Consider the following 22,596-nt stretch of genomic DNA (forward strand, 5'->3'; position numbering starts at 1 on the left):
TAGCGAAACGCTAATTAAACGACAGACAGAAAACGGTCAGCGCAGACTGGCCATGGATGTGAATAACAACGAGAGAATTATGGACACCTTGATTGCGATGCTAAACGACCTGATGTGGGGAGCCGTGCTCATCTACCTGCTCATCGGGGTCGGTATCTTTTTCACCTTCCGCCTGGGTTTTATCCAGATCCGTCACTTTGGCCACATGTTTTCCGTGCTGAAAAACAGCCGTAAATCGGACAATGCAGGCATCTCCTCCTTCCAGGCCCTCTGTACCAGCCTTGCCGCCCGTGTCGGCACCGGCAACCTGGCCGGTGTGGCTGTCGCCATCTATCTGGGCGGCCCCGGCGCCATCTTCTGGATGTGGCTGATTGCCTTTATCGGCATGGCGACCGCCTTCGTCGAAAGCACCCTGGCCCAGCTCTACAAGGTCAAGGATGAGGATGGCAACTACCGTGGTGGCCCGGCCTACTACATGGAGAAAGGCCTTGGCATGCGCTGGATGGGGGTGGTGTTTTCGCTCTGCCTGATCCTGGCATTTGGTCTGGTGTTCAACGCGGTGCAGGCCAACTCCATCAGTCTGGCGATGAAGGTGGCGTTTGGTATTCCTGACTGGGTCAGCGGTCTGGCGCTGGTGGCGCTCTCCGGCCTGATTATCTTCGGCGGCATTCGTGGTATCGCCCGTTTTGCCGAGCTGGTGGTGCCCTTTATGGCGCTGGCCTACATCCTGCTGGCGCTGGTGATCGTGGCGATGAACATCACCGAGTTGCCCCATGTCTTCATGCTGATCATCAAGTCTGCCTTCGGGATTGAGCAGGCTGGCTCGGGTGCGCTGGGTTATGCCATCTCCCAGGCGATGATCAACGGTATCAAGCGTGGTCTCTTCTCCAACGAAGCGGGCATGGGCTCTGCGCCCAACGCTGCAGCGACTGCCACTCCCTATCCGCCGCACCCGGCCTCCCAGGGTTATGTGCAGATGCTGGGGGTCTTTATGGATACCATCGTCATCTGCAGCTGTACCGCCGCCATCATCCTGATGTCAGGTCAGTTTGAGCCGGGCTCCGGCGTGACCGGTGTCGAGCTGACCCAGCGGGCGCTCTCTTCCCAGATTGGCAGCGGTGGCAACATCTTTATCGCGGCGGCCATCTTCTTCTTCGCCTTCACCTCTATCGTGGCGAACTACTCCTATGCCGAAACGAATCTGGTGTTCCTCGAGCACAACCACAAGGGCGGCCTGATGCTGTTCCGGATGTTTGTGCTGGGCATGGTGATGTTCGGCTCTGTGGGCGAGTTGCCGACCGTCTGGGCAATGGCTGATGTCTCCATGGGATTGATGGCCATCGTCAACCTGGTGGCTATCCTGCTGCTCTCCGGCGTCGCCATCAAGCTGGCCAAGGATTACAACGACCAGCTCAGGCTGGGCAAGGTGCCTACCTTTGATGCCAACAAGTACCCCGAGATCCGCTCCCAGCTGGAAGAGGGGATCTGGGACAATCCGACCAAAAAATAACAAGCGGTGAGTCAAACCTCTTGATTAAAACCTGAAGGGGGAGCCGGTGGCTCCCCCTTCTTTTATGAGCCGCTCTTCTGCAGCTGATCCCAGCGCTGGGCGAGCTGTCTGACACGCCGTTGCAACTGGCGCCAGCAGCGCCCTTGTTGCCGGTCGTTGAGGGGGGCATAACGCCAGCGGCGATAGAGCCACGCACTCTTTAGCAGGGGATGGGCAAGGTCGGGGCGCAGCCGCGCCAGCCGCTCGCACCATGCTCCCATGCTCTCGGCAGGCTCTGGGGAATAGCCGCTGCGTTTGCCCCGTTTGAGCAGGGGTTGCCAGATGCGCCGCTCTGGCGGCAGACGGGCGGGCAACAGCAGGGGCAAGCTCACCAGCAGGGCGACCAGCATCAGGCTGGCGAGGATCAACCAGGGAGTGTATCCCGCCAGTGCAGGCCAGCGCAGACCGATTTGCTGCCAGAGCTGGCCCGCATCGTAACCAATCACCCAGCGACTCCACTGGTAGTCGATATTGTTGCCCCACCAGCGCAGCTGATTGAGCAGGGCCCAGTTGCGATAACGCTGCAGAGCGAGAGGGTCGGCGGCGGTAAACTCGTCGCTCAGGGCCTCCCTCACGCCGCCTTCAATGCGCTCCGGTGCCACTGCCGCAGTGGGGTCGATTCGCCGCCATGTTCCTCCTTCATCGAGATACTCCACCCAGGCGTGAGCATCGAACTGGTGTACCGCCAGATAGTTGCCCGTGGGATTCCACTCACCGCCGAGATAACCGGTGACCAGCCGTGCCGGAATACCGGCGGCGCGCAGCACGAAAGCGGTCGCCATGGCGTAGTGGCCGCAAAAGCCGTGCCGAGTATCGAACAGGAACTCATCCACCCCGTCACCGCCAAGTCGTGGCGGTGTCAGGGTGTAGTAATAGGATTGGCTGCGAAACTGCGCTAGCAGGGCGGCGACCAGCTCTGCGCGATCCGGATAGCGCACAGCCAGCACTTGGCCATGGACGCGCGCTCTCGGGTTGCCTCCGGCTGGCAGTTGCAGGTTGCGCTGAGCGGCTTGGCTATCATTCTCTGGCTGCGCTTCGCCGCGGCCAATGCGATAGCGGATTGCCACCTCGCCGCTCCCCTGCCGATAGAGGGTGTGAATGGGGGTGAGCAGCACTGGTCCAGTCAGAATAGTCGGTTCACTTTGGGCAAAGGCCCAGCGGTGGCGCTGGGGCTCGGCGATCACCTCGTAGCTCCCGGCGGGTAATGGACTATCTGCCAGCTGATTGCTTGCCCGTGAAGATGATGCCAGAAGGGTCAGCCCGGTCTGCACCGGCACTGTCTGCTGCCATGCTTTGACCTCGGGGCTCAGCAACCAGCGCTGACCATCGAAAACTTCTTGGCGCATCACCGGAAAATAGCGCTCGCGGACAGGGGGCGGGCCATCGGCAAAGCTGACCCGAAACGCCAGTTCCGAGGAGTTGACCAGTTCGCTGATATCGCCGGGGGCCAGCTCTTCCGAGAGGCCGGACAGGGCACGGCTGGTGGTGGGCATCTGCCAGAGGGGCGGCAGCCTTGGCAGTAGTATAAACAGGGTGATAAGCAAGGGCAGCGCCAGCAGCAGGGCGCTCCCCGCACTGCGCCAAGGCCGTTTCTGCTCGGGGACGACGGCGGTCACCAGCGCGGTCACTGCCAGCCAGAGTGCCACTGCCATCCCGGCTGTCCAGCCGATGCTTTGGCGTTGTACCAGCGCCAGCGCGATGAGGAAGAAGGCGAGCAGCAGCACCTGCTCGATATCCCGCTCGCGCCGTACCTCGATCATCTTGAGGCTATAGCCGAGCCAGAGCAGATTGATCAGGGCGGGCAGGGTGCCCAATGTGCGCCACTGCAACCCCAGCAACACCACGGTTGTGATGGCCAGCAGCGCCAACCAGCGGGCAGGCAGGGGCGGCAAGCCGCGCCACAGCATCATGGCCCGGACGCCGAGAGTGATGGCGCCCACTGCCACTACCCAGAGTTGCAACTGGGGCCAGAGCGCCGCGACCAGCAGCAGCTGTTGCAGGGCGATGAGTGGCAGCAGGCGGCGGTTATCGAGCAGCATCTGGTGTGATCTTCGGTGGTGTTGCATCGAATTGGGCCAGTGCCAGCAGGCAGCGCTGCACAAAGGCGGCGCCGCTATCGGGCCCCAGCGTCTGGTTTGCCAGTGTCAGGGTAAAGGAGATGCCCCGCTTGCCGTAATCGGCGCACCACCAGGCCAGCACCGCCAGCCGCTGCTCCAGATCCCCGCCCGCGACCCGCTGCAAGGTGAGGTGAGTCTCATCCTGCTGCGGTTCATGGAACTGCTTGGTCAGCAGGCCGCGCCCTTGGGCAAGTTGCTTCCAAGCGACCCGGCTCAGTGGTTCACCGGCCTGATGTGTCCGCAGAGAGTCAAAGTCACCGAGAGTGGCCGGAGCGGGCTGGCCCTGATGCCCCTCGCTTTCGGTCGCATGTTCCCCTCTTAGCGCCCCGAACGCCGGTTTGGGGGCGAGCCAGCCCTCCAACTGCAAGTCCAGCAGGGACCAGCAGCGAAACAGACCGAGGGGGTAGCGGCTCTCGACCCGCAATCGGCCAAGGGGCAGTGGCCCACGGCGCGAGCCCGATACTGGCAGGATAACTGTGCTGGGCACAGCGTCGGCCTGTGCCAGCCAGAGGGTGCCTTCGTTGAGGCTAAACCGGAGCGCCTGCACCGGGCGAGGGCTCTGCACCAAGATACGGATAGGTAGCTGGCTACCCGCTTCCCCCAGTACCAGCTGGCCACCCAGCAGCTCCAGCCCCAGCAGGTTGCGGTGGGTGAGCCACATTGCTGCCATAAACAGGCTGCCGAGGCAGTAGGCCACCAGCAGTACCAGATTGTTCTGGTAGTTGGTGCCTAGCAGATAGATGGCGAGCAGCACCAGCAGATAGAGCAGCCCCATGCGAGTGGGGAGGATAAAGAGGCTGCGGGTACCCAGCGTGATCTGGCGCGCCGGGGGTATACGGCGATCGAGCCAGTGCCGCTGCCACTTTTCTCTCTTTTGCCGCCAGCGGGTGAGCAAGGCGCTCATCAGGGATTGTCCGGATCGACCCGGGCCAGCAGCCGCTGGCTAAGGGGACAGGCTTCGCCGTGTTGCACGCCAAAGCTGCCCCGCAGCCGATGCTCGGCCACATAAGGGAAGACTGCCTGCACATCCTCCACCGTGACGAAGCTCCGTCCCGCCACCAGCGCCCAGGCCCGGCTTACCGCCAGCAAGGTCTGGGCTGCACGGGGGGAGAGGGGCTGTGGCAGATCCCCATCAAAGCGGCTCTGGTGCACCAGTGCCAGCAGGTAGTCGAGGGTGGCATCGGAAACATGGATGGCATCCCCTTCGCTTTGCAAGGTGGCGAGTCCGGCAGCATCCAGCATGGCGGGCAAAGGGCCCGTAGGCTGGTGGCCGCGCAGTAGCTGGCGCTCCGCCTCTCGTGGTGGAAAACCCAGCGAGAGTCGCACGGCGAAGCGGTCGAGTTGGGACTCCGGCAGCGGATAGGTGCCCGCCTGATCCGCCGGATTCTGGGTGGCGATGACGAAAAACGGATCGGGGAGTGGGTGCGTGTGGCCCTCGATGCTCACCTTGCCTTCGGCCATCGCCTCCAGCAGGGCGCTCTGTACTTTGGGGCTGGCGCGGTTGATCTCGTCCGCCAGTAGAACCTGGGTGAAGATGGGGCCGGGGTGAAAGCGAAATGTTTGTTGCTGGGGGTCAAAAATCTGAAGCCCCAGCAGGTCGGCGGGGAGCAGATCGGCGGTGAACTGCATCCGCCTGCATGCCAGCCCCAGCACCTGCGCCAGGGCGTGGGCCAGGGTGGTTTTGCCCATGCCGGGCAGATCTTCGATCAGCAGATGACCGCGCGCCAGCAGGGTCACCAGCGCGATTTTCAGCTGTAGCGGCTTGCCCAGAATGACTTGCTCCAGTCTCCCCAGTACGGTCGTGATCTGTTCTTGTGATCTCACCTGCGCCTCCGTTTCTTTCCTTGGCCCCAACAGCTTATACGCCAGCGAGCAGAGTAAGGGCTCATCGAGCGGTAAGCGATGCTCACTTCACCGAGACTTCACACAGTTTCATCGTGGGCACATACATCTTGTTTATGCTAATCCCAATTTCATTTGCCACGAGAATAACCCAATGCAATCACGAACCACGACTTCCCTATTAACGCTGGCCACCCTGCTGTTCTCTTCATTGTCATCTTCGCTCTCCTATGCTGCCGGTGAGGTATCCCTGAGCACAATAGTGGATGGCACCATTCAGCCGGTGCTCAAGGAGTACCGGATCCCGGGAATGGCGGTTGCCGTACTGAAAGATGGCAAGACCCACTATTTCAACTATGGCGTTGCCAACCGGGAGAGCGGTCAGCGCGTCAGCGAGCAGACCCTGTTTGAAATCGGCTCGGTCAGCAAGACCCTGACCGCGACCCTCGGTGCCTACGCCGTGGTCAAGGGGGGCTTCAAGCTGGATGACAAGGTGAGCCTGCACGCGCCCTGGCTGAAATGGTCTGCCTTTGATGGTGTGACCATGGCCGATCTTGCCACCTACAGTGCAGGTGGCTTGCCACTGCAGTTCCCCGATGCGGTCGACTCGGCAGAGAAGATGCAAGCCTACTACCGCCAGTGGACGCCGCGCTTTGCCGCCGGTACCAAACGGGAGTACTCCAACCCCAGCATAGGTCTGTTCGGCTATCTGGCTGCGAGCTCTCTGGGCCAACCCTTCGAGCAACTGATGAGCCAGACTCTGTTGCCGGGGCTCGGCCTTGCCCACACCTACCTCAAGGTGCCTGCGGCAGCCATGGGTGATTACGCCTATGGCTACTCCAAAGAGGACAAACCGATCCGGGTCAATCCGGGAGTGCTGGCGGACGAGGCCTATGGCATCAAGACCAGCTCGGCGGATTTCATCAAGTTTGTCGAGGCCAACATGACCAAACGCGGTGATGTAACCATGCAGCAGGCCATTGCCATGACTCATACCGGTTTCTTCTCGGTAGGAGAGATGACTCAGGGGCTGGGCTGGGAGAGTTATGCCTATCCCGTCACCGAGCAGGCACTGCTGGCGGGCAACTCGCCGGCAGTGAGCTTCAAGGCCAATCCGGTGGAACGCTTTGCCGCGCCCAAAGATATGGGGGAGCCGCGGCTCTACAACAAGACGGGATCGACCAACGGCTTTGGTGCCTATGTTGCCTTTGTCCCGGCCAAGGGGATTGGCATCGTCATGCTGGCCAACCGCAACTATCCCAATGATGCCCGGATCAAGGCGGCCTACGCCATTTTGAGCAAGCTGGCCGACTAATCACGGGGGCTGCGTTTTACCGCAAGCGAGTGCGCCGGGATTGTACCCGGTGCACTTTTTATCGCGTTTATTTTTACTCAGCTCACGGTGCTCTTCTGCCCGGCGGCTTGTCCATCTAGTTGCCTGAATAGCACACCGATAGAAACAATATTTCCATTTTGGAATGTATAGATCGCCATCTCTTCACTAGGTGTGGTGGTAGCCCCCTCCTATAGTGCTCCGCATAGTCACCAGTTTGCCTGCTGTTTGTCGCGCTTTTGGCCGAACAGGGGCCAGATTTCTGTTACGGAGCCTCCATGAGAACTTTTTTGCTGTGCGCCTTTCTGATGATCATCCTCTATCCGGTCGGGATCGATCTCTATCTGGTCGCTGTGCCCCAGATTGCCGATGCCTTGCAGGCGAGCGAGGCGCAGATCCACACCGCCTTCTCTATCTATCTGTTCGGTATGGCGGCCACCGTGCTGCTGGGCGGGATGATTGCCGATCGCTACGGGCGGCGCTGGGTGGTGCTCGGGGGGCGCTGATCTTTGTCCTCGCCTCGCTGGTGGCAGGCAATGCGGAGGGGATTGGCCAGTTCTATTTCGGCCGTTTCTGGCAGGGAGTCGGGGCGGGGGCGCTCTATATCATGACCTTTACCGTGCTGCGGGATGTGCTGAGTCAGGAGCGGTTGGCGATGGCGCTCTCGATGATTAACGGGGTGATCTGCGTGATCCCGGTGCTGGCGCCGGTGCTCGGTTACCTCATCCTGTCCCATTTTGACTGGCGCTGGATCTTCGTGGCGATGGCGCTGGTGGCTGCCGTCAGCGGTCTGGTGAACTTGCTTCTGCTCAAAGAGACCCGCCCGGCGCGGCAACCGGACAGTGGCGCTGCGCTGCCCTTTGCCCTGCTGCGCTCGCCGCGCTTTATGCTGCTCTCCCTGCTGAGCAGTGCCAGCGTGACCTCCATTCTGGTCTATGTCAGCGTCTCGCCGCTGATCCTGATGAAGGAGTTTGGTTTCACCACCGAGCAGTATTCTATCGTGATGATGGTGATGGCCGGGGTGAGCATGTCTACCTCCTTCCTGACGCCCCTGCTGTTGCGCTGGCTGGGCAAAAAGAAGGTGCTGGCGGTGGCTCATCTCTCCTATCTGCTGGCGGCCTGCTCACTGATCGGCAGCTGGCAGGCGGGGGGCGATATCCATCTGTTGCTGTCGGGGTTTGCGCTGGTCTGTGTCGGGTTCTCCTGTGGCTTCGGGGTGGCGATGGGGGAGGCGCTCGATGGTTGTCAGCATAACGTGGCCTTTGCCAGCGCGGTGCTCTGCATCATGCAGATCAGCCTCTCCGGCCTCTACATCTGGCTGCAGGGTCAACTTGGCTTTGCCCCGACCGAGATGCTGATCTGCGCCTTGCTGCTGGCACTGCTCAGTTACCTGGCTGTCAAAGGGCTGTTACCATGGCTCGCGCTTCGTGAAGCGCAGTCGCAGGGCTGATGGAAGATGAGAGGGGATATGCGCAATCTGGGTGAACTCGATTTGAACCTGCTGGTGGTCTTCAAGTACCTGATGCAGGAGCGCAGTGTGGCAGGGGCGGCCAAAAAGCTCTGTGTCACCCCGTCGGCGGTGAGCAAGTCCCTCGCCAAATTGCGGGAGTGGTTTGACGATCCCCTGTTTGTGCGGGTGCGGCAGGGATTGCAGCCCACCAACCTCTCCCTGACCCTGGAGGAGGAGCTGAAGGTCTGGTTCCAGCTCACCGACAGCATCACCTCGCTCAATAGCGAGGCGATCCCCGACGGTGCCCGCTTCACGCTGGTGATGGAGTCCCCCTTCTACATCAGCTTCCTGAGCGATCTGCCCATGACCATCTACCAGAAGTACCCCAACTCGGTGGTCAGGATGCTGGGGTGGGATCACCACTCCCTCAACGATATCGTCAATGGCGATGCGGATCTCGGCTTTTGTGCCCGCGAGACCCATGGCCGTTCCCGGGCCAAGGTCAACCGCTTGCCCTACTACATCGATCACGAGGTGCTGTTCACCGATCGCCCGGTGGTTTTTCTGCGCAAGGATCACCCCTTGCTCCAGCAGAAGTGGTCGCTGGAGAACTTTCTGGCCTGCCCCCAGATCAGCATGGTGTGGGAAGCGAACGATACCTGGGCCCTCGACAGTCTGCTGGAGGACGAGGGGCTGAAGCGGGAGGTGCCCATCATGGTCTCAAGCTTCGAGCAGGCGCTGCATATTGCCTCCCAGTCGAGCCACGAGCTGATAGCGGTGGCGCCCTCTTACTGTGGTGGTTATGCCAGTCGGCATCACGGCAATCTGATCGCCATGCCGCTGCCGCTCCCCGAGAAGCTCTACGCCCAGCTGGAGATCGCCTTCATCTTGCTGTGGCACAAGCGGCACAATCAGGATGCCAAGGTGATGTGGCTGCGCAACGAGATCCGGCGACTCTACAACGATGAATCGCCACGCTAATGTGGCCGTGACGGTGCCCATCGATCAGCCGGAGCCATCTGCTCCGGCTTTTTGTTGTCGCAGCGTCCGGATGAGTGGGCTTTTGCACGACTTAAGTGCCGAGTTCGGGTTCAACTGTGTGCCATTCAACTCTCTTTATGCACAGATTGGCCTTGGTTGCACGTCTCGAGTGAAGCTCTTTTCACGAAAAAAATTCATGTGGTTTCATTAGAAAACTTCACTTATGGTCACTTTTAAAGTGTGATCGACCATTAAGTTCCTGTATTTGCAGTGATATAGCATGACACCCCTTGGAGTGGCGGGGTTAGATAGCGCCTGCGTAGGTGACTGCCAGTAGAGCGCGGCGTGAGCCAGCCCCACAGGTCGTCTGTGGCCGTGTCATGCCCCAGCTATCTGGCCACCAGCCATGAGTGACGGAGCAGAGGGGAATAAGCAAAACCGGCTTGAGTGAAGGGATGCAGCAAAGGTAGCACCTGGAGCCGGTAACTGTACTGGGAGACGCCACTCACCATCCCCCGATAACCCGTAATTGAAACCGGCTAGATGAAAAACACCTTTCATCGAACGGGGCGTGTGCACCCGAAAATAGCCAGATTGGCAGGCTGACTGTGCTCCCCGTTATAGCAATGGCGGGCAAAAAAATAGTGCGGTAGCCACCACCAGATTAATAAAAATAAATCTCAGCAAAGGCAGGTTGATATGCGTCCAGCAACAGCACCCACAGGGTTGTTACAACAGCCCAAACCCTTCTTTATGATATTTTTCGTCGAACTCTGGGAGCGCTTCGGTTATTACGGCGTGCAGGGGATCCTGGCGGTTTTCTTTGTACAGCAACTGGGATTTTCCCAAGAGCAATCCTTTATTACCTTCGGTGCCTTCTCGGCGCTGGTATATGGCCTGATCTCGGTCGGTGGCTATGTCGGTGACCATGTGCTCGGCACCAAGCGCACCATGGTGCTGGGGGCCGTGGCGCTGGTGATAGGCTACTTTATGACCGGCCTCTCTATCTACAATCCCGACCTGATTTTCTATGCGCTGGGCACCATTGCAGTTGGTAACTGCCTGTTCAAGGCCAATCCGGCCAGCCTGCTTTCAAAATGCTACCAGCCAAAAGATCCGCGGCTGGATGGGGCTTTTACCCTGTTCTATATGTCGATCAATATCGGCTCCCTTATTTCCCTCTCGCTCGCTCCGGTGATTGCCGATCACTACGGCTATACCGTGACCTATAACCTGTGCGGGGTGGGACTGATTATTGCGCTGCTCACCTTCTTTGCCTGCCGCAATATGGTCAAGGATATTGGCTCCGAGCCGGATCACCTGCCACTGAATTACAGCAAGCTGCTGCTGGTTATATTGGGCTCGGTAGCCATGGTCTTCTTCTGCGCCTGGCTGATGCACCACGTGGTGATCGCCAACATGGTGCTGATGACGGTGACCATCGCCGTGGTGATATTCTTTTTTCGCGAGGCATTCAGGCTCGATACCGTGGGCCGCAACAAGATGTATGTGGCCTTCGTGCTGATGCTGGAGGCGGTGCTCTTCTATGTGCTGTATGCCCAGATGCCGACGTCTCTCAACTTCTTTGCCATCAACAACATGCACCACGAAATGCTGGGCATGAGCGTTAACCCGGTCAGCTTCCAGGCGCTCAACCCCTTCTGGGTGGTGGTGGGTAGCCCGGTACTCGCGATGATCTATACCCGGATGGGCAGCAAGGGGCGGGATCTCACCATGCCGCTCAAGTTCACTCTCGGGATGTTCTTCTGCTCGCTGGGCTTTCTGACGGCGGCGGCATCCGGCTGGTGGTTTGCCGATGAGCAGGGGCTGACCTCCCCCTGGTTTATGGTGCTTATCTACCTGTTCCAGAGTCTGGGCGAGCTGATGATCAGTGCGCTGGGACTGGCGATGGTCGCCGCGCTGGTGCCACAACGCCTGATGGGCTTCATTCTCGGAATGTGGTTCCTGACTCAGGCGATGGCGTCCCTGCTGGGTGGCTATGTGGCGACCTTTACCGCCGTGCCGCAAGGGATGACGGATCCGATGCAAACTTTGCCCATTTACACCGGCGTATTTGGCAAGATCGGGATGGCGACCCTGCTGATTGCGGTAGTGATGGGGCTGATGGTGCCCTGGCTGAACCGGATGATGAATGCGAACCCGACAGAGGCCGAAGGGCTGGTGCCAGGTCAGTCACAGGCGTAATGAGAGGATAGTGCGAGACAAGGCAAGGGCGGCGACCCTTGCCTTTTTGTTGATGGTTTAGTTGTACTGCTCTTCCATCCAGGCTTCGACGATCAACTGCGCCGAGACCCCGTCCACACTGCCTTTTTCCAGCGCGCGATAGCCGCCTCGCTCAAACAGGCGGGCGCGGGCATCTGTGGTGGTGAGTCGCTCATCCTTGAACTCCACCGGCTTGCCGAAGCGGCCATGCAGCCGGTTGCCGAATTTGCGGGCCCGTACCGTGATCTCCTGATCTGTGCCATCCATGTTCAGCGGCAGACCGACCACCAGCAGGTCCGGTTGCCACTCCTTGAGCAGCTTCTCAATCTCGTCCCAGTTGGGGATGCCGTCGTTGGCCTTGAGGGCGCGCAGAGGCTGGGCAGTGCCAGTCAGCTCCTGACCGATGGCGACGCCAATGCTCTTGGTGCCATAGTCAAAGCCCATGATGCTGCGTGATGACATAACTGATAAATCCTCGAAATAGAGAGCGGAGCGGGCCAGCCGATCAGCTGTGGCCGACGTCGCTGGAGAGGTGAACCGGGTTCACCCCTATGCTGGCGGCAGCTTGCTGCCAACGTTTGTGAATGGGGGTCTTGAACACCAGAGCCGGATTGGGGGGGATCACCAGCCAGGCGCCATCCACCAGCTCCTGCTCCAGCTGCCCGGCGCTCCAGCCGGCATAGCCAAGGGCCACCAGCCAATGGGCAGGGGCCTCGCTCGTACCCAGAGTTTCCAGAATATCCTTGGAGGTGGTTACCATCATCTCATCCCCCACCTGCAGGGTGGAGTTGAAACCGGGGCGGAAGCTGTGCAGCACGAAGCCGCGATCGGCGTGAACCGGCCCCCCTTGCAGTACCGGCTGCTTGAGCTCCGGGTTGTTGGGCGGATTGAGCTTGAGCTGGGTCAGCATGGTTTCCAGCGACATCTCGACCGGAATGTTGACTACCAGTCCCATGGCACCCTCTTCGTTGTGCTCGCACAGATAGACCAGCGAGCGCTCGAAGTAGGGATCCGTCAGGCTTGGCATGGCAAGCAGGAAGTGATTTTGCAGTGTTTGCATAGAGGCCAAATAGTGCAAAGGTATTTGAGGTCAATTATGGCAGTTGATCCCCATGGGAAAAACCGCTTTTTGGGCAGGGCGAGATCCTGCCCCTTTCCGGATTGCCTTTAAACAGAGAGGGTGGCGCCGGGCCACCCTCTCTGTTTCCGGGCTTGTCAGGGGCGGGTTACCCCTGAACAGGCCGGTTAGCCTGCCAGGCGATTATTTGCCCAGCCGACGCTCGATGGCATCCATCAGCATGCCGGTGATGTGTACATCGAAGGCCGCTTCAATCTCGCGAATGCAGGTCGGGCTGGTGACGTTAATCTCGGTCAGGCGATCGCCGATGATGTCGAGACCGACGAAGATGAGGCCTTTCTCTTTCAACGTCGGGCCCACCGCGCGGGCGATGGCCCAGTCGGCTTCGCTCAGGGGACGCGCTTCACCACGGCCACCGGCCGCCAGATTGCCACGGGTCTCACCTTGCGCCGGAATGCGCGCCAAGCAGTAGGGAACCGGCTCACCGTCCACCACCAACACCCGCTTGTCGCCATCCTTGATGGCGGGCAGATAGGTCTGCGCCATACAGTACTGGCTACCGTGGGCGGTCAGGGTCTCGATAATCACACCGACGTTGGCGTCATCCTCCTTCATGCGGAAGATGGAGGCGCCGCCCATGCCGTCCAGCGGTTTGAGGATGACGTCTTTGTGCTTGGCGTGGAAGGCACGCAGCTTGTCGGCGCGGCGGGTCACCAGCGTGGTCGGGGTGTGCTCGGCAAACCAGGCGGTGTAGAGCTTCTCGTTGGCGTCGCGCAGGCTCTGCGGCTTGTTGACGATAAGGCAACCCTCATCCTCGGCCCGCTCCAGCATGTAGGTGGCGTAGATAAATTCGGTGTCGAACGGCGGATCCTTTCGCATCAGGATCACATCGAGGTTGGAGAGGGGGTGATCCACCACCTCGCCCAGCGTATACCAGTCGGCATAGTCATATTTGACGGTGAGCGGGCGCATGGTGCCAAAGGCGCGACCGGCTTCCATGTAGAGATCCTTCATCTCCAGATAGAAGAGCTCATAGCTGCGCTTTTGCGCCTCTTCGAGCATGGCAAAGCTGGAATCTTTCTTGATGTTGATGGCCGAGATGGGGTCCATCACGATGCCGAGTTTAATGGTCATCCGAATATCCTTCTTGTGGCTCGATTGCGAGTGAGATTCTTAAAACCTGCTTCAGGCCAGATCGCCAAAACGGCACTGCAGCGCAGTTATCGCCGTCAGGGCGGCGGTTTCGGTGCGCAGCACCCGCGGCCCCAGCAGCATCTCTTTGAAATCTTCCTGCACGGTACGGGCGATCTCGTCGCTCGACAAGCCCCCTTCCGGGCCAATCAGCAGGCGCACGCCATGCTCGGGAACGGGCAGGGTGTTGATGCTGTACTCGGCGCGCGGGTGCAGGTTGAGCTTGAGCTCTTTGGTCTCTTCCGCCAGCCAGGCGTCCAGCTCCATTGGCATACGCACTTCGGGCACCACGTTGCGGCCGCACTGTTCGCAGGCGCTGATCACCACCTTCTGCCACTGCTCGCGCTTCTTCTCCAGTCGATCGGCTGGCAGCTTGACGCCGCAGCGCTCGGAGAAGAGCGGGGTGATACAGGTGACGCCCAGCTCCACCGATTTCTGGATGGTGAAGTCCATCTTGTCGCCACGGCTGATCACCTGACCGAGGTGGATGGCCAGCGGTGACTCCACCGATTGGGCGTCACAACTGTCGATGGTCACGTCCACCGACTTCTTGCCGACGTTGGCGATGGTGGCGGGATATTGATTGCCATCGCCATTGAACAGCTCGAGCTGCTGGCCCGGCTGCATGCGCAGTACCCGGCCGATATGGTTGGCGCCGTCTTCCGACAGGGCGATGGTCTGGCCAACTTGCAGGGTGGCCGGTTCATAGATACGTGGAATGCGCATGGCTCAGTGTCAGTCTCGGGTTCAAGAAAAGGGATTTTAAATCCCTTGTGTCCATAGATGGGGTTATTGGCACTGCTTTTCAATAAAGGGATTGGTATTGCCCTGCAGCTTGCCGATGCGGCGGTTGCGCTCGCACTCCCAGCCCTCTGCCGGGTACTGCCTGTCCCAAGCTTCAAACAGTTTACGCTGTTGCGCTGCCAGACGCAGCCCATACTGCTGGCTCATGTAGAGGTAGGCGCGGGCAATCTGGCCCCGTACCGGCCCCTTGGGCGGCTGCACCCGACGATCCTTGAAATCCACCAGCATCTGACACTGGCCGTACTGATCCGGCTTGCCGTTCCAGTCGGAGAAGCGGTAGTTGGCCCGATCGCCGTTCACTTCGCCAATGGCGGGGAAGAGGTTGTGCATGTCCCCCTCCATCTTGTTGAACTCCGGGCTCACCTTCTCGCAGTTCTTGCGACCGCCATCCTGCCAGCACTGCAGCTGGTGGCCGAACTCCCAGGCCGGGACCACGTGTTCCCACTCGATGCGGGCGGCGCGTTTGGCCTGCTTGCGCGGCTCATAGCCGCAACTGGCGAGATCCGGGCTCATTTTCTTGCCCTGATAGTCGATGTCACAGCCGCAGTAGAAGGTGGTGACCGCAGGTTGGCTGCGATAGAGCTTCACCAGATCCTGCTTGGCTTCGCGAAAGGTCTGGGCGTGCAGGGGGGCGCTGAGCAGCGGCAAACCGGCCAGCAGGGTCAGGGCGAGGGAGGAGATGAAACGCATGGGATTCCTTGCAAAACGGGGTGATTGACGAACGATGGCGGGCACCCTACCACAGGGGCGCGACACACGCTGGCTTACTGCTCTGGCTCCGGCCGTTCCCGCTCCAGCGGTTGCTTGCAGCGGCGGCAGTGGTAGCGGGCCTCGCCGCGCACCACCTTGTTGTGGCGGCGTATCGACAGTTGATGCTGCTGGCAGTGACAGCGATAGGGCACGGTGCGCTGGGCCAATACCGCCAGATCGAAGCTGTGGGTAGTTCTGGGCTCAAGGCCGAACACCTCCCGCATCACCGACTGCCACTGCTTGCCGTGGGGCAAGACCCGGCTTTTGCCGCGACCTTCACCCCACAGGGCATAGACCAGCAGATGGGCCACCTCGTGGGGCACGACCTCATCCAGAAACGCCTGCTGGTTGGCCTGATAGAGGGCGGGATTGAAGCGTAGCTCCCAAGTTTGCAGCCGCGCAGATCCCGCCGCCCGGCCCCGCATATTGCAGTAGATCCGCGGGCGGGGGAAGGTGCGGCCAAGGCGCGCCTCGGCCTGCACAAAGCAGGCTTCTACGCGTTGTTGCAGCAGGGCGACAAGCTGGGCAGGGGTGGCAGACATCAACATCTCGTCAAATGGCGGATAAGCAAAAGGGGAGCCAGGCTCCCCTTTTATCACAACAGCGAGCCTTACAGGCCAGCGGCGGAACGCAGCAGTTCGGCCTTGTCAGTCTGCTCCCACGGGAACTCGTCGCGACCGAAGTGACCGTAGGCAGCGGTGGCCTGATAGATTGGGCGCTTCAGATCCAGCATTTCGATCAGGCCATACGGGCGCAGTTCGAAGTGCTCGCGTACCAGCTTGACCAGCAGATCCTCGGCAACCTTGGCAGTGCCGAAGGTCTCGACGCTGATGGAGGTCGGCTCGGCCACACCGATGGCGTAGGAGATCTGGATTTCACAGCGATCGGCCAGACCGGCGGCCACGATGTTTTTGGCAACGTAGCGGGCGGCGTAGGCTGCGGAGCGGTCAACCTTGGACGGATCCTTACCGGAGAAGGCGCCACCACCGTGACGAGCCATGCCGCCGTAGGTGTCGACGATGATCTTGCGACCGGTAAGACCGCAGTCACCCATCGGGCCGCCGATAACGAAACGGCCGGTCGGGTTGATGAAGTATTTGGTGTCCTTGTTGACCCACTCGGCCGGCAGCACCGGCTTGATGATCTCTTCGCGTACCGCTTCAACCAGATCCTTGTGGCTGATGGATTCAGCGTGCTGGGTAGACAGTACAACGGCATCGACACCGATGATCTTGCCTGCGTCGTCGTAGGCAAAGGTCAGCTGGCTCTTGGCATCCGGACGCAGCCACGGCAGGGTGCCGTTCTTGCGCACTTCAGCCTGACGCTTCACCAGCAGGTGAGAGTAGGTGATGGGGGCCGGCATCAGCACGTCGGTTTCGTTGGTGGCGTAGCCGAACATCAGGCCCTGGTCGCCAGCGCCCTGCTCCAGCGGATCGCTGCGGTCAACACCTTGGTTGATGTCCGGGGACTGCTTGCCGATGGCGTTCAGCACGGCGCAGGAGTCAGCGTCGAAGCCCATGTCGGAGTGGGTGTAGCCGATTTCACGCACGGTATCACGCACGATCTCTTCGATATCAACCCAGGCAGAGGTGGTTACTTCGCCGGCCACCATGACCATACCGGTCTTGACCAGGGTCTCGCAGGCGACACGGGCCTTGGTATCTTGCTTGAGGATGGCGTCCAGTACCGCATCGGAGATCTGGTCCGCAATCTTGTCGGGATGGCCTTCGGAGACCGACTCGGAAGTAAACAGCTTTGCCATGATATGAATCTCAGCTTGTCTGGGTTATCGCCACAGCAATAACCGGGTGAATGGGATGGTGTAGAGGTATCTACATCTGGACGTCTATATTAATTAGCGCCCCCCGCGATTGCCAGCACTATTTTGTCGCGCAGTGTCCAATGGGTCACAAGCGGTGCTCTCCTATCCCGAAAGGGATGAAAATCAAACGTTTTTCTCTGGTTGCTTTGGTCAATAGAGGGCAAGAAAAGCGATTGTCCTCCCAAAGCCACTTTATTCATCCAGATAATATTTGCACGCCGCGCGCCCTGCTGGGACAATAACGCGCCTTAATCTTGGCCATCAAATGAAGCAATCGCAGGAGATTCAGATGCCTTCTCGTAAAGAGCTTGCCAATGCCATTCGTGCATTGAGTATGGATGCCGTTCAAAAAGCCAACTCCGGTCACCCGGGCGCCCCCATGGGAATGGCGGATATCGCCGAAGTGCTGTGGCGTAGCCACCTCAGACATAACCCGAACAACCCCAAGTGGGCCGACCGCGACCGTTTCATTCTCTCCAACGGCCACGGCTCCATGCTGCTGTACTCCCTGCTGCACCTCTCCGGTTATGACCTCTCCATTGACGATCTGAAAAACTTCCGCCAACTGCACTCTCGCACCCCGGGTCACCCGGAGTACGGCTATGCACCGGGCGTTGAAACCACCACTGGCCCGCTGGGTCAGGGCATCACCAACGCCGTTGGTATGGCGATCGCCGAAAAAGCCATGGCTGAGCAGTTCAACCAGCCGGGCCACGACATCGTTGACCACTACACCTACGCCTTTATGGGCGACGGCTGCCTGATGGAAGGTATCTCCCATGAAGCGTGCTCCCTGGCAGGTACCCTGCAACTGGGCAAACTGATCGCGTTCTGGGATGACAACGGTATCTCCATCGACGGTCACGTAGAAGGCTGGTTCACCGACGACACCGTCAAGCGCTTCGAAGCTTACGGCTGGCACGTTATCCCGGCTGTTGACGGTCACAGCCCGGAAGCCATCAATGCCGCCATCGAAGCCGCCAAGGCCGAGACCGGCAAGCCGACTCTGATCTGCTGCCGCACCATCATCGGTTACGGCTCCCCGAACAAATCCGGTTCTCACGACTGCCACGGCTCACCGCTGGGCAACGACGAGATCGCCGCTGCTCGTGCCTTCCTGAAGTGGGACCACGCGCCGTTCGTTATCCCGGCCGATATCGCTGCCGAGTGGAACGCTCAGGAGAAGGGCGCTGCACTGGAAGCCGACTGGGCTGCCAAGTTCGCTGCCTATGAAGCCGCTCACCCGACTCTGGCTGCCGAATTCAAGCGCCGTACCGCTGGCGAACTGCCGGCCAACTGGGCTGCCGAATCCGCCAAGATCATCGAAACCCTGCAAGCCAACCCGGCCAAGATTGCTACCCGTAAAGCGTCCCAGAACTCTCTGGAAGCCTTCGGCAAGCTGCTGCCGGAGTTCATGGGCGGCTCTGCTGACCTGGCGCCTTCCAACCTGACCATGTGGTCCGGCTCCAAGTCTCTGACCAACGACGATGCCTCCGGCAACTACATCCACTACGGTGTACGCGAGTTCGGCATGTCCGCCATCATGAACGGTATCGCCCTGCACGGTGGTTTCATCCCCTACGGCGCTACCTTCCTGATGTTTATGGAGTACGCCCGCAACGCCCTGCGCATGGCCGCCCTGATGAAGCAGCGCGCCATCTTCGTTTACACCCACGACTCCATCGGTCTGGGTGAAGATGGCCCGACTCACCAGCCGGTTGAGCAGATCGCCTCCCTGCGCCTGACTCCGAACATGAGCACCTGGCGTCCGTGTGACCAGGTTGAATCCGCCATCGCCTGGAAACACGCCATCGAGCGTACCGACGGCCCGACCTCTCTGATCTTCTCTCGTCAGAACCTGGCCCAGATGGACCGTACTGCCCAGCAGCTGGCCGACACCGCCAAGGGTGGCTACGTGCTGAAGGATTGCGCCGGTACTCCGGAGCTGATCCTGATCGCCACCGGTTCCGAAGTGGAACTGGCTGTTGCCGCCTATGAGCAGCTGACTGCCAAGGGCCGTGCCGTGCGCGTGGTCTCTCTGCCGTCTACCGACGTGTTCGACGCCCAGTCTGCCGAGTACAAAGAGTCTGTCCTGCCGTCCTCCGTCACCAAGCGTGTGGCCATCGAAGCCGGTATCGCCGACTACTGGTACAAGTACGTGGGCTTTGGCGGCAAGATTATCGGTATGACCACCTTCGGTGAGTCTGCACCGGCCGAGCTGCTGTTCAAGGAATTCGGCTTTACCGTGGAAAACGTGGTTGCGACCGCAGAGTCCCTGTAATAGCTGACTATTGGGCCACGATGGCTCAATAGCCGGAACGATAAAACGCCCTCCATCGCAAGATGGGGGGCGTTTTTTATTCACATTAGAGATTTTTATTAGTGTTGATTTGTTATATCAAAAGCTTTTATCCTTGATTATGTAAGTTCAGATATAGAAAAATAATTCACGACGATGCATAAAAGGATCAATATGGACCGTTTTCGGTTGATAACAAAAAAACTATTAAGTACTAATTATAAGAATAGTATTCTAATAGCATCACTCATTACCATAGTTGTATCCCCAATATTTATTTATGTTAATATTTTTAATGGTGGGATATCACATGAACACTCTCGCTGGGCTGAGTTTGGTTCAGCTATTGGTGGGATCTATGCCCCAATAGTTGGGGGGCTCACGTTATTTGTTTTACTCCGTCAGGTTGGTTTGCAGGAACAGGTAAACGACCAGTATTATTTACAGCAGGCAAGAGAGGATATCGAGTTTTATACGTCACAATTATCGACTATCCTCGATGACCCCTTGGTTGGTGACGTGTCATTGCGTGCGGTGCTTCATGAGAGGTTTATGTTATGTAACACTGAAACGTTATCTTCTGAAGAGATGAAAGAGATTGCTATCGATATTCATCGAATAATACCTAAATCGATTGATATGTGGTCTGCAATTTATCATATTTTAATCGGTTTAACTGCTGTTGATTCTGCTCAATTCAAAATGACATTATCGTCATCTAAACAGAAGCTTATTGCATTACTTAGTATAGAAATTTGTGTGGCTTTAGATAATCTTCATTTTTCTCGGTCACATGAAACTTGTAGCTTCAACTATGAGTTTAGCCCCTACTTGGATAAATTTAATTAAAAGTCCGTAGGTTCGATTCATGTACAGCTCGTAGGTTCGATTAGCGAAGCGTAATCGGACGTTCGCGTTCTTTAAGACGATGCCATAAAAATAATGCCCCACATGTTAAATAAAAAGAGACCGGCTATCAGCCGGTCTCTTTTTATTTATCGCAACCCTTACGCCTGCGGCGGGGTACTTTCCGCGTTGGATATCACCGCACCTACCTCAACCAAGTCTGCTATGGGCCTTATTTATCTGATGACAAGGGCACCATGGTTAATACCAGCTTGCCGATATGACGGCCTGAATCCAGCAAATGGTGGGCGGCGGCGGCCTCATCCAGCGGGAAGGTCTGGTAAACCTGCGGTTTGATCTCGCCGCGTTCGATAAATGGCCAGACATGAGTTTGCAGCTGGGCAATCAGCTCGGCTTTTTCCTGCGGAGTACGCGAGCGCAGGGTGGAGCCGATATGGGTCAGCCGCTTTTGCAGCATGGGAAACAGATCCAGATTGGGGGCGGCGCCCGCAATAATGCCGATCTGGACTATGCGACCATTGATGGCGGCCGCCGCATAGTTGCGCGCGACATACTCTCCGCCAATGATATCGAGAATGATGTCGGCGCCATGGCCATCGGTGGCTGCATGCACGGCCTCGACAAAATCCTCCTCCTTGTAGAGCACGGCCACATCCGCGCCCAGCTTGATGCTGGCGGCCTGCTGCTCGGGTGAGCCGACCGTGGTGATGATTTTTGCGGCGCCAAATGCCTTGGCCAGCATGGTGGCGGTCGTGCCGATGCCGGAGGCGCCGCCATGAATCAAGATAATGTCCCCTTTTTTAAACTGGCCCCGTTCAAACATATTTGACCAGACCGTCATAAAGGTTTCCGGCAGTGCCGCGGCTTCGACAAAGCTCAATCCGGGCGGCAGGGGCAGGACATTGCTCTGGTGGGCGACGCTGTATTCGGCATAGCCGCCACCCGAAATCAGCGCGGCGACCTTGTCGCCAACCTTGAGATGCTCCACCTGCTCCCCCTTGGCGACCACGACCCCGGCGACCTCCAGCCCGGGAATATCCGATGCCCCTGCCGGAGGCGGGTAGAGCCCTTTGCGCTGCATCACATCCGGCCCATTGATGCCGGTCGCATAGTGCCGGATCAAAACCTCATCGGGCTTGGGCGCCGGTGTGGCGCGGGTGGTCAGTTGCAAGACATCGGGGCCACCGGGCTGGGTAATTTCTACCGCGCTCATGGTGGCGGGAATGGAATAGGCGTTATGCATCAGCGGCTCCTTGTAACGAGGTGATATGAGGTTCCCCGGATGGGATGAGCACCAAGATAGTGGAGATTGCTGATGAATAAACGCAGTATTATCCCTCACCTGTAATGCAAAAATGCATTTCAACCGGGAGTCGTGATGAACTGGGATGATGCGAAAATTTTTCTGGCGTTGCATCGGGAAGGGAGCCTGAGGGGCGCCGCCCGTGTGGTCGGGGTCGATCAGGCCACCATTGGCAGACGGATTGTCGCACTGGAGCATCGTCTGGCAGCCACTCTGTTTCTCCGCACATCCAAAGGGTATGTGCTGACTCATGTCGGAGAGATAGTGCTGGCCAGCGCCCAGCAGATGGAGCTGGCTGCCATTGATTTCGTGCGGGCGGCGCAAGGGGTCGACAACCGTCTGGTCGGTGAGGTCAGCGTGGCGACCACAGACACCCTGGGGATGGATTTTCTGATACCGGCCCTGACCGAGCTGCATCAGCGTTATCCCGATATCAGGGTCATCCTCAATACCTCGACCCAGGTGGTCAATCTGTCCCTGCGGGAAGCGGATATCGCGATCCGGACGGTGAAGCCGGACAATCCCGACCTGATTATTCGCAAGCTGGCCTCCTGGCCGGTCGGGTTGTATGCCTCCGCCGACTATCTGGCTCGCCATGGCATTCCCGAAGCTGGCACCGGTTTTGCGGGCCATTCGCTGGTGGTGTATGAGCCCCACTGGCAGAGCGCGCGCTCGCCCATGATGCTCGAAGAGGCGGCCGAGGGGGCCACGGTCGCCGCGGGGGTCAATACCAGCCTGATGCTGCGTCAGGCCCTGTTGATGGGGTTGGGGCTTGGCGAGGTGGCGGTTCCGCTTGCCGAGCAAGCCGGGTTGGTGCGGGTCTGGCCCGAGCGGCAATTAGAGCAATCCTACGATGTGTGGCTGGTGACCCATCAGGATGTGCAGCATGCCGCGCGGGTCAGGGCGGTCATGGATGCCATCGTCAGGGCATTTGCCGCGATGGCCTAAGTCTGGCGGGGATTCTGTTCAGGTTTTGTCGCAGCGTGG

18 protein-coding genes and 1 pseudogene are annotated in these 22,596 nt (G+C 59.1%); 8 read left to right on the forward strand and 11 right to left on the reverse strand.

All coding sequences use genetic code 11. The features are described from left to right. The first annotated feature begins 79 nt into the window (after positions 1-79). The gene (locus G5195_RS13660; protein ID WP_042055130.1) at positions 80-1,510 is read left to right on the forward strand and encodes an alanine/glycine:cation symporter family protein; all 1,431 of its coding nucleotides are present in this window, start codon (positions 80-82) and stop codon (positions 1,508-1,510) included. A 62-nt stretch (positions 1,511-1,572) separates the two neighbouring features. Here the strand turns inward: G5195_RS13660 and G5195_RS13665 are convergent, their stop codons facing one another. From G5195_RS13665 to G5195_RS13675, 3 genes are read right to left on the reverse strand one after another with little or no spacing between them, the layout of a single operon-like run. Further along, on the reverse strand, positions 1,573-3,588 hold the full coding sequence (locus G5195_RS13665; RefSeq protein ID WP_421236224.1) for a transglutaminaseTgpA domain-containing protein: 2,016 nt from the start codon (positions 3,586-3,588) through the stop codon (positions 1,573-1,575). Then, positions 3,575-4,570 carry a DUF58 domain-containing protein gene (locus tag G5195_RS13670; protein WP_421236225.1) on the reverse strand — a complete coding sequence of 332 codons (996 nt, stop codon included), beginning with the start codon at positions 4,568-4,570 and terminating at the stop codon, positions 3,575-3,577. Before G5195_RS13670 ends, G5195_RS13665 begins: the two co-directional genes overlap by 14 nt. After that, positions 4,570-5,490: an AAA family ATPase gene (locus tag G5195_RS13675; RefSeq protein ID WP_421236226.1), complete on the reverse strand. Its 921-nt coding sequence runs from the start codon at positions 5,488-5,490 to the stop codon at positions 4,570-4,572. Before G5195_RS13675 ends, G5195_RS13670 begins: the two co-directional genes overlap by 1 nt. A gap of 172 nt (positions 5,491-5,662) precedes the next feature. Between G5195_RS13675 and ampC the strand changes: the two genes are divergently transcribed. The 4 genes and pseudogenes from ampC (at position 5,663) to dtpB (ending at position 11,477) form a co-directional block, all read left to right on the forward strand. Next, on the forward strand, positions 5,663-6,823 hold the full coding sequence (gene ampC / locus G5195_RS13680) for an FOX/MOX family class C beta-lactamase (RefSeq protein ID WP_421236227.1): 1,161 nt from the start codon (positions 5,663-5,665) through the stop codon (positions 6,821-6,823). A 296-nt stretch (positions 6,824-7,119) separates the two neighbouring features. After that, positions 7,120-8,291, forward strand: a pseudogene (locus G5195_RS13685) (MFS transporter). Positions 8,292-8,309: 18 nt separating this feature from the next. Next, positions 8,310-9,272 carry an HTH-type transcriptional regulator YidZ gene (gene yidZ, locus G5195_RS13690; protein WP_139735835.1) on the forward strand — a complete coding sequence of 321 codons (963 nt, stop codon included), beginning with the start codon at positions 8,310-8,312 and terminating at the stop codon, positions 9,270-9,272. A 699-nt stretch (positions 9,273-9,971) separates the two neighbouring features. Beyond that, a complete protein-coding gene (gene dtpB, locus G5195_RS13695) occupies positions 9,972-11,477 on the forward strand; it encodes a dipeptide/tripeptide permease DtpB (RefSeq protein ID WP_274160236.1) in 1,506 nt (501 codons plus the stop codon). A gap of 57 nt (positions 11,478-11,534) precedes the next feature. Here the strand turns inward: dtpB and ruvX are convergent, their stop codons facing one another. The 7 genes from ruvX to metK all read right to left on the reverse strand — a co-directional run bounded on the left by ruvX (position 11,535) and on the right by metK (position 17,080). Further along, positions 11,535-11,957 (reverse strand): Holliday junction resolvase RuvX, encoded by a 423-nt coding sequence (ruvX, locus tag G5195_RS13700; protein WP_005343821.1) that lies wholly within the window; start codon positions 11,955-11,957, stop codon positions 11,535-11,537. Between the two features lie 43 nt (positions 11,958-12,000). Further along, positions 12,001-12,555 carry a YqgE/AlgH family protein gene (locus G5195_RS13705; protein ID WP_266134113.1) on the reverse strand — a complete coding sequence of 185 codons (555 nt, stop codon included), beginning with the start codon at positions 12,553-12,555 and terminating at the stop codon, positions 12,001-12,003. Between the two features lie 201 nt (positions 12,556-12,756). After that, complete coding sequence (gene gshB / locus G5195_RS13710) at positions 12,757-13,707, reverse strand: glutathione synthase (RefSeq protein ID WP_421236228.1); 951 nt, start codon at positions 13,705-13,707, stop codon at positions 12,757-12,759. A gap of 51 nt (positions 13,708-13,758) precedes the next feature. After that, complete coding sequence (gene rsmE / locus G5195_RS13715; protein WP_058058894.1) at positions 13,759-14,490, reverse strand: 16S rRNA (uracil(1498)-N(3))-methyltransferase; 732 nt, start codon at positions 14,488-14,490, stop codon at positions 13,759-13,761. 63 nt (positions 14,491-14,553) lie between these two features. Continuing rightward, positions 14,554-15,258 carry an endonuclease gene (locus G5195_RS13720; RefSeq protein ID WP_193859543.1) on the reverse strand — a complete coding sequence of 235 codons (705 nt, stop codon included), beginning with the start codon at positions 15,256-15,258 and terminating at the stop codon, positions 14,554-14,556. A gap of 74 nt (positions 15,259-15,332) precedes the next feature. Continuing rightward, positions 15,333-15,860 carry a SprT family zinc-dependent metalloprotease gene (locus tag G5195_RS13725; protein ID WP_236369445.1) on the reverse strand — a complete coding sequence of 176 codons (528 nt, stop codon included), beginning with the start codon at positions 15,858-15,860 and terminating at the stop codon, positions 15,333-15,335. A 68-nt stretch (positions 15,861-15,928) separates the two neighbouring features. Continuing rightward, the gene (gene metK, locus G5195_RS13730) at positions 15,929-17,080 is read right to left on the reverse strand and encodes a methionine adenosyltransferase (protein ID WP_005343827.1); all 1,152 of its coding nucleotides are present in this window, start codon (positions 17,078-17,080) and stop codon (positions 15,929-15,931) included. Positions 17,081-17,429: 349 nt separating this feature from the next. On the opposite strand from metK, the gene tkt reads away from it, so the two are divergent. Continuing rightward, on the forward strand, positions 17,430-19,421 hold the full coding sequence (tkt, locus tag G5195_RS13735) for a transketolase (protein ID WP_005338517.1): 1,992 nt from the start codon (positions 17,430-17,432) through the stop codon (positions 19,419-19,421). Positions 19,422-19,613: 192 nt separating this feature from the next. Next, complete coding sequence (locus G5195_RS13740; RefSeq protein ID WP_421236229.1) at positions 19,614-20,288, forward strand: hypothetical protein; 675 nt, start codon at positions 19,614-19,616, stop codon at positions 20,286-20,288. A 229-nt stretch (positions 20,289-20,517) separates the two neighbouring features. Here G5195_RS13740 and G5195_RS13745 read toward each other — a convergent pair whose 3' ends face one another. Then, entirely contained in the window at positions 20,518-21,549 is a 1,032-nt protein-coding gene (locus tag G5195_RS13745; RefSeq protein ID WP_421236230.1) for an NAD(P)H-quinone oxidoreductase, read from the reverse strand. A 135-nt stretch (positions 21,550-21,684) separates the two neighbouring features. Between G5195_RS13745 and G5195_RS13750 the strand changes: the two genes are divergently transcribed. After that, on the forward strand, positions 21,685-22,557 hold the full coding sequence (locus G5195_RS13750) for a LysR family transcriptional regulator (protein ID WP_421236231.1): 873 nt from the start codon (positions 21,685-21,687) through the stop codon (positions 22,555-22,557). The last annotated feature ends 39 nt before the right edge of the window (positions 22,558-22,596 follow it).

The sequence above is a fragment of the Aeromonas sp. 601039 genome (assembly GCF_049174415.1).
Lineage (GTDB): Bacteria > Pseudomonadota > Gammaproteobacteria > Enterobacterales > Aeromonadaceae > Aeromonas > Aeromonas veronii_A.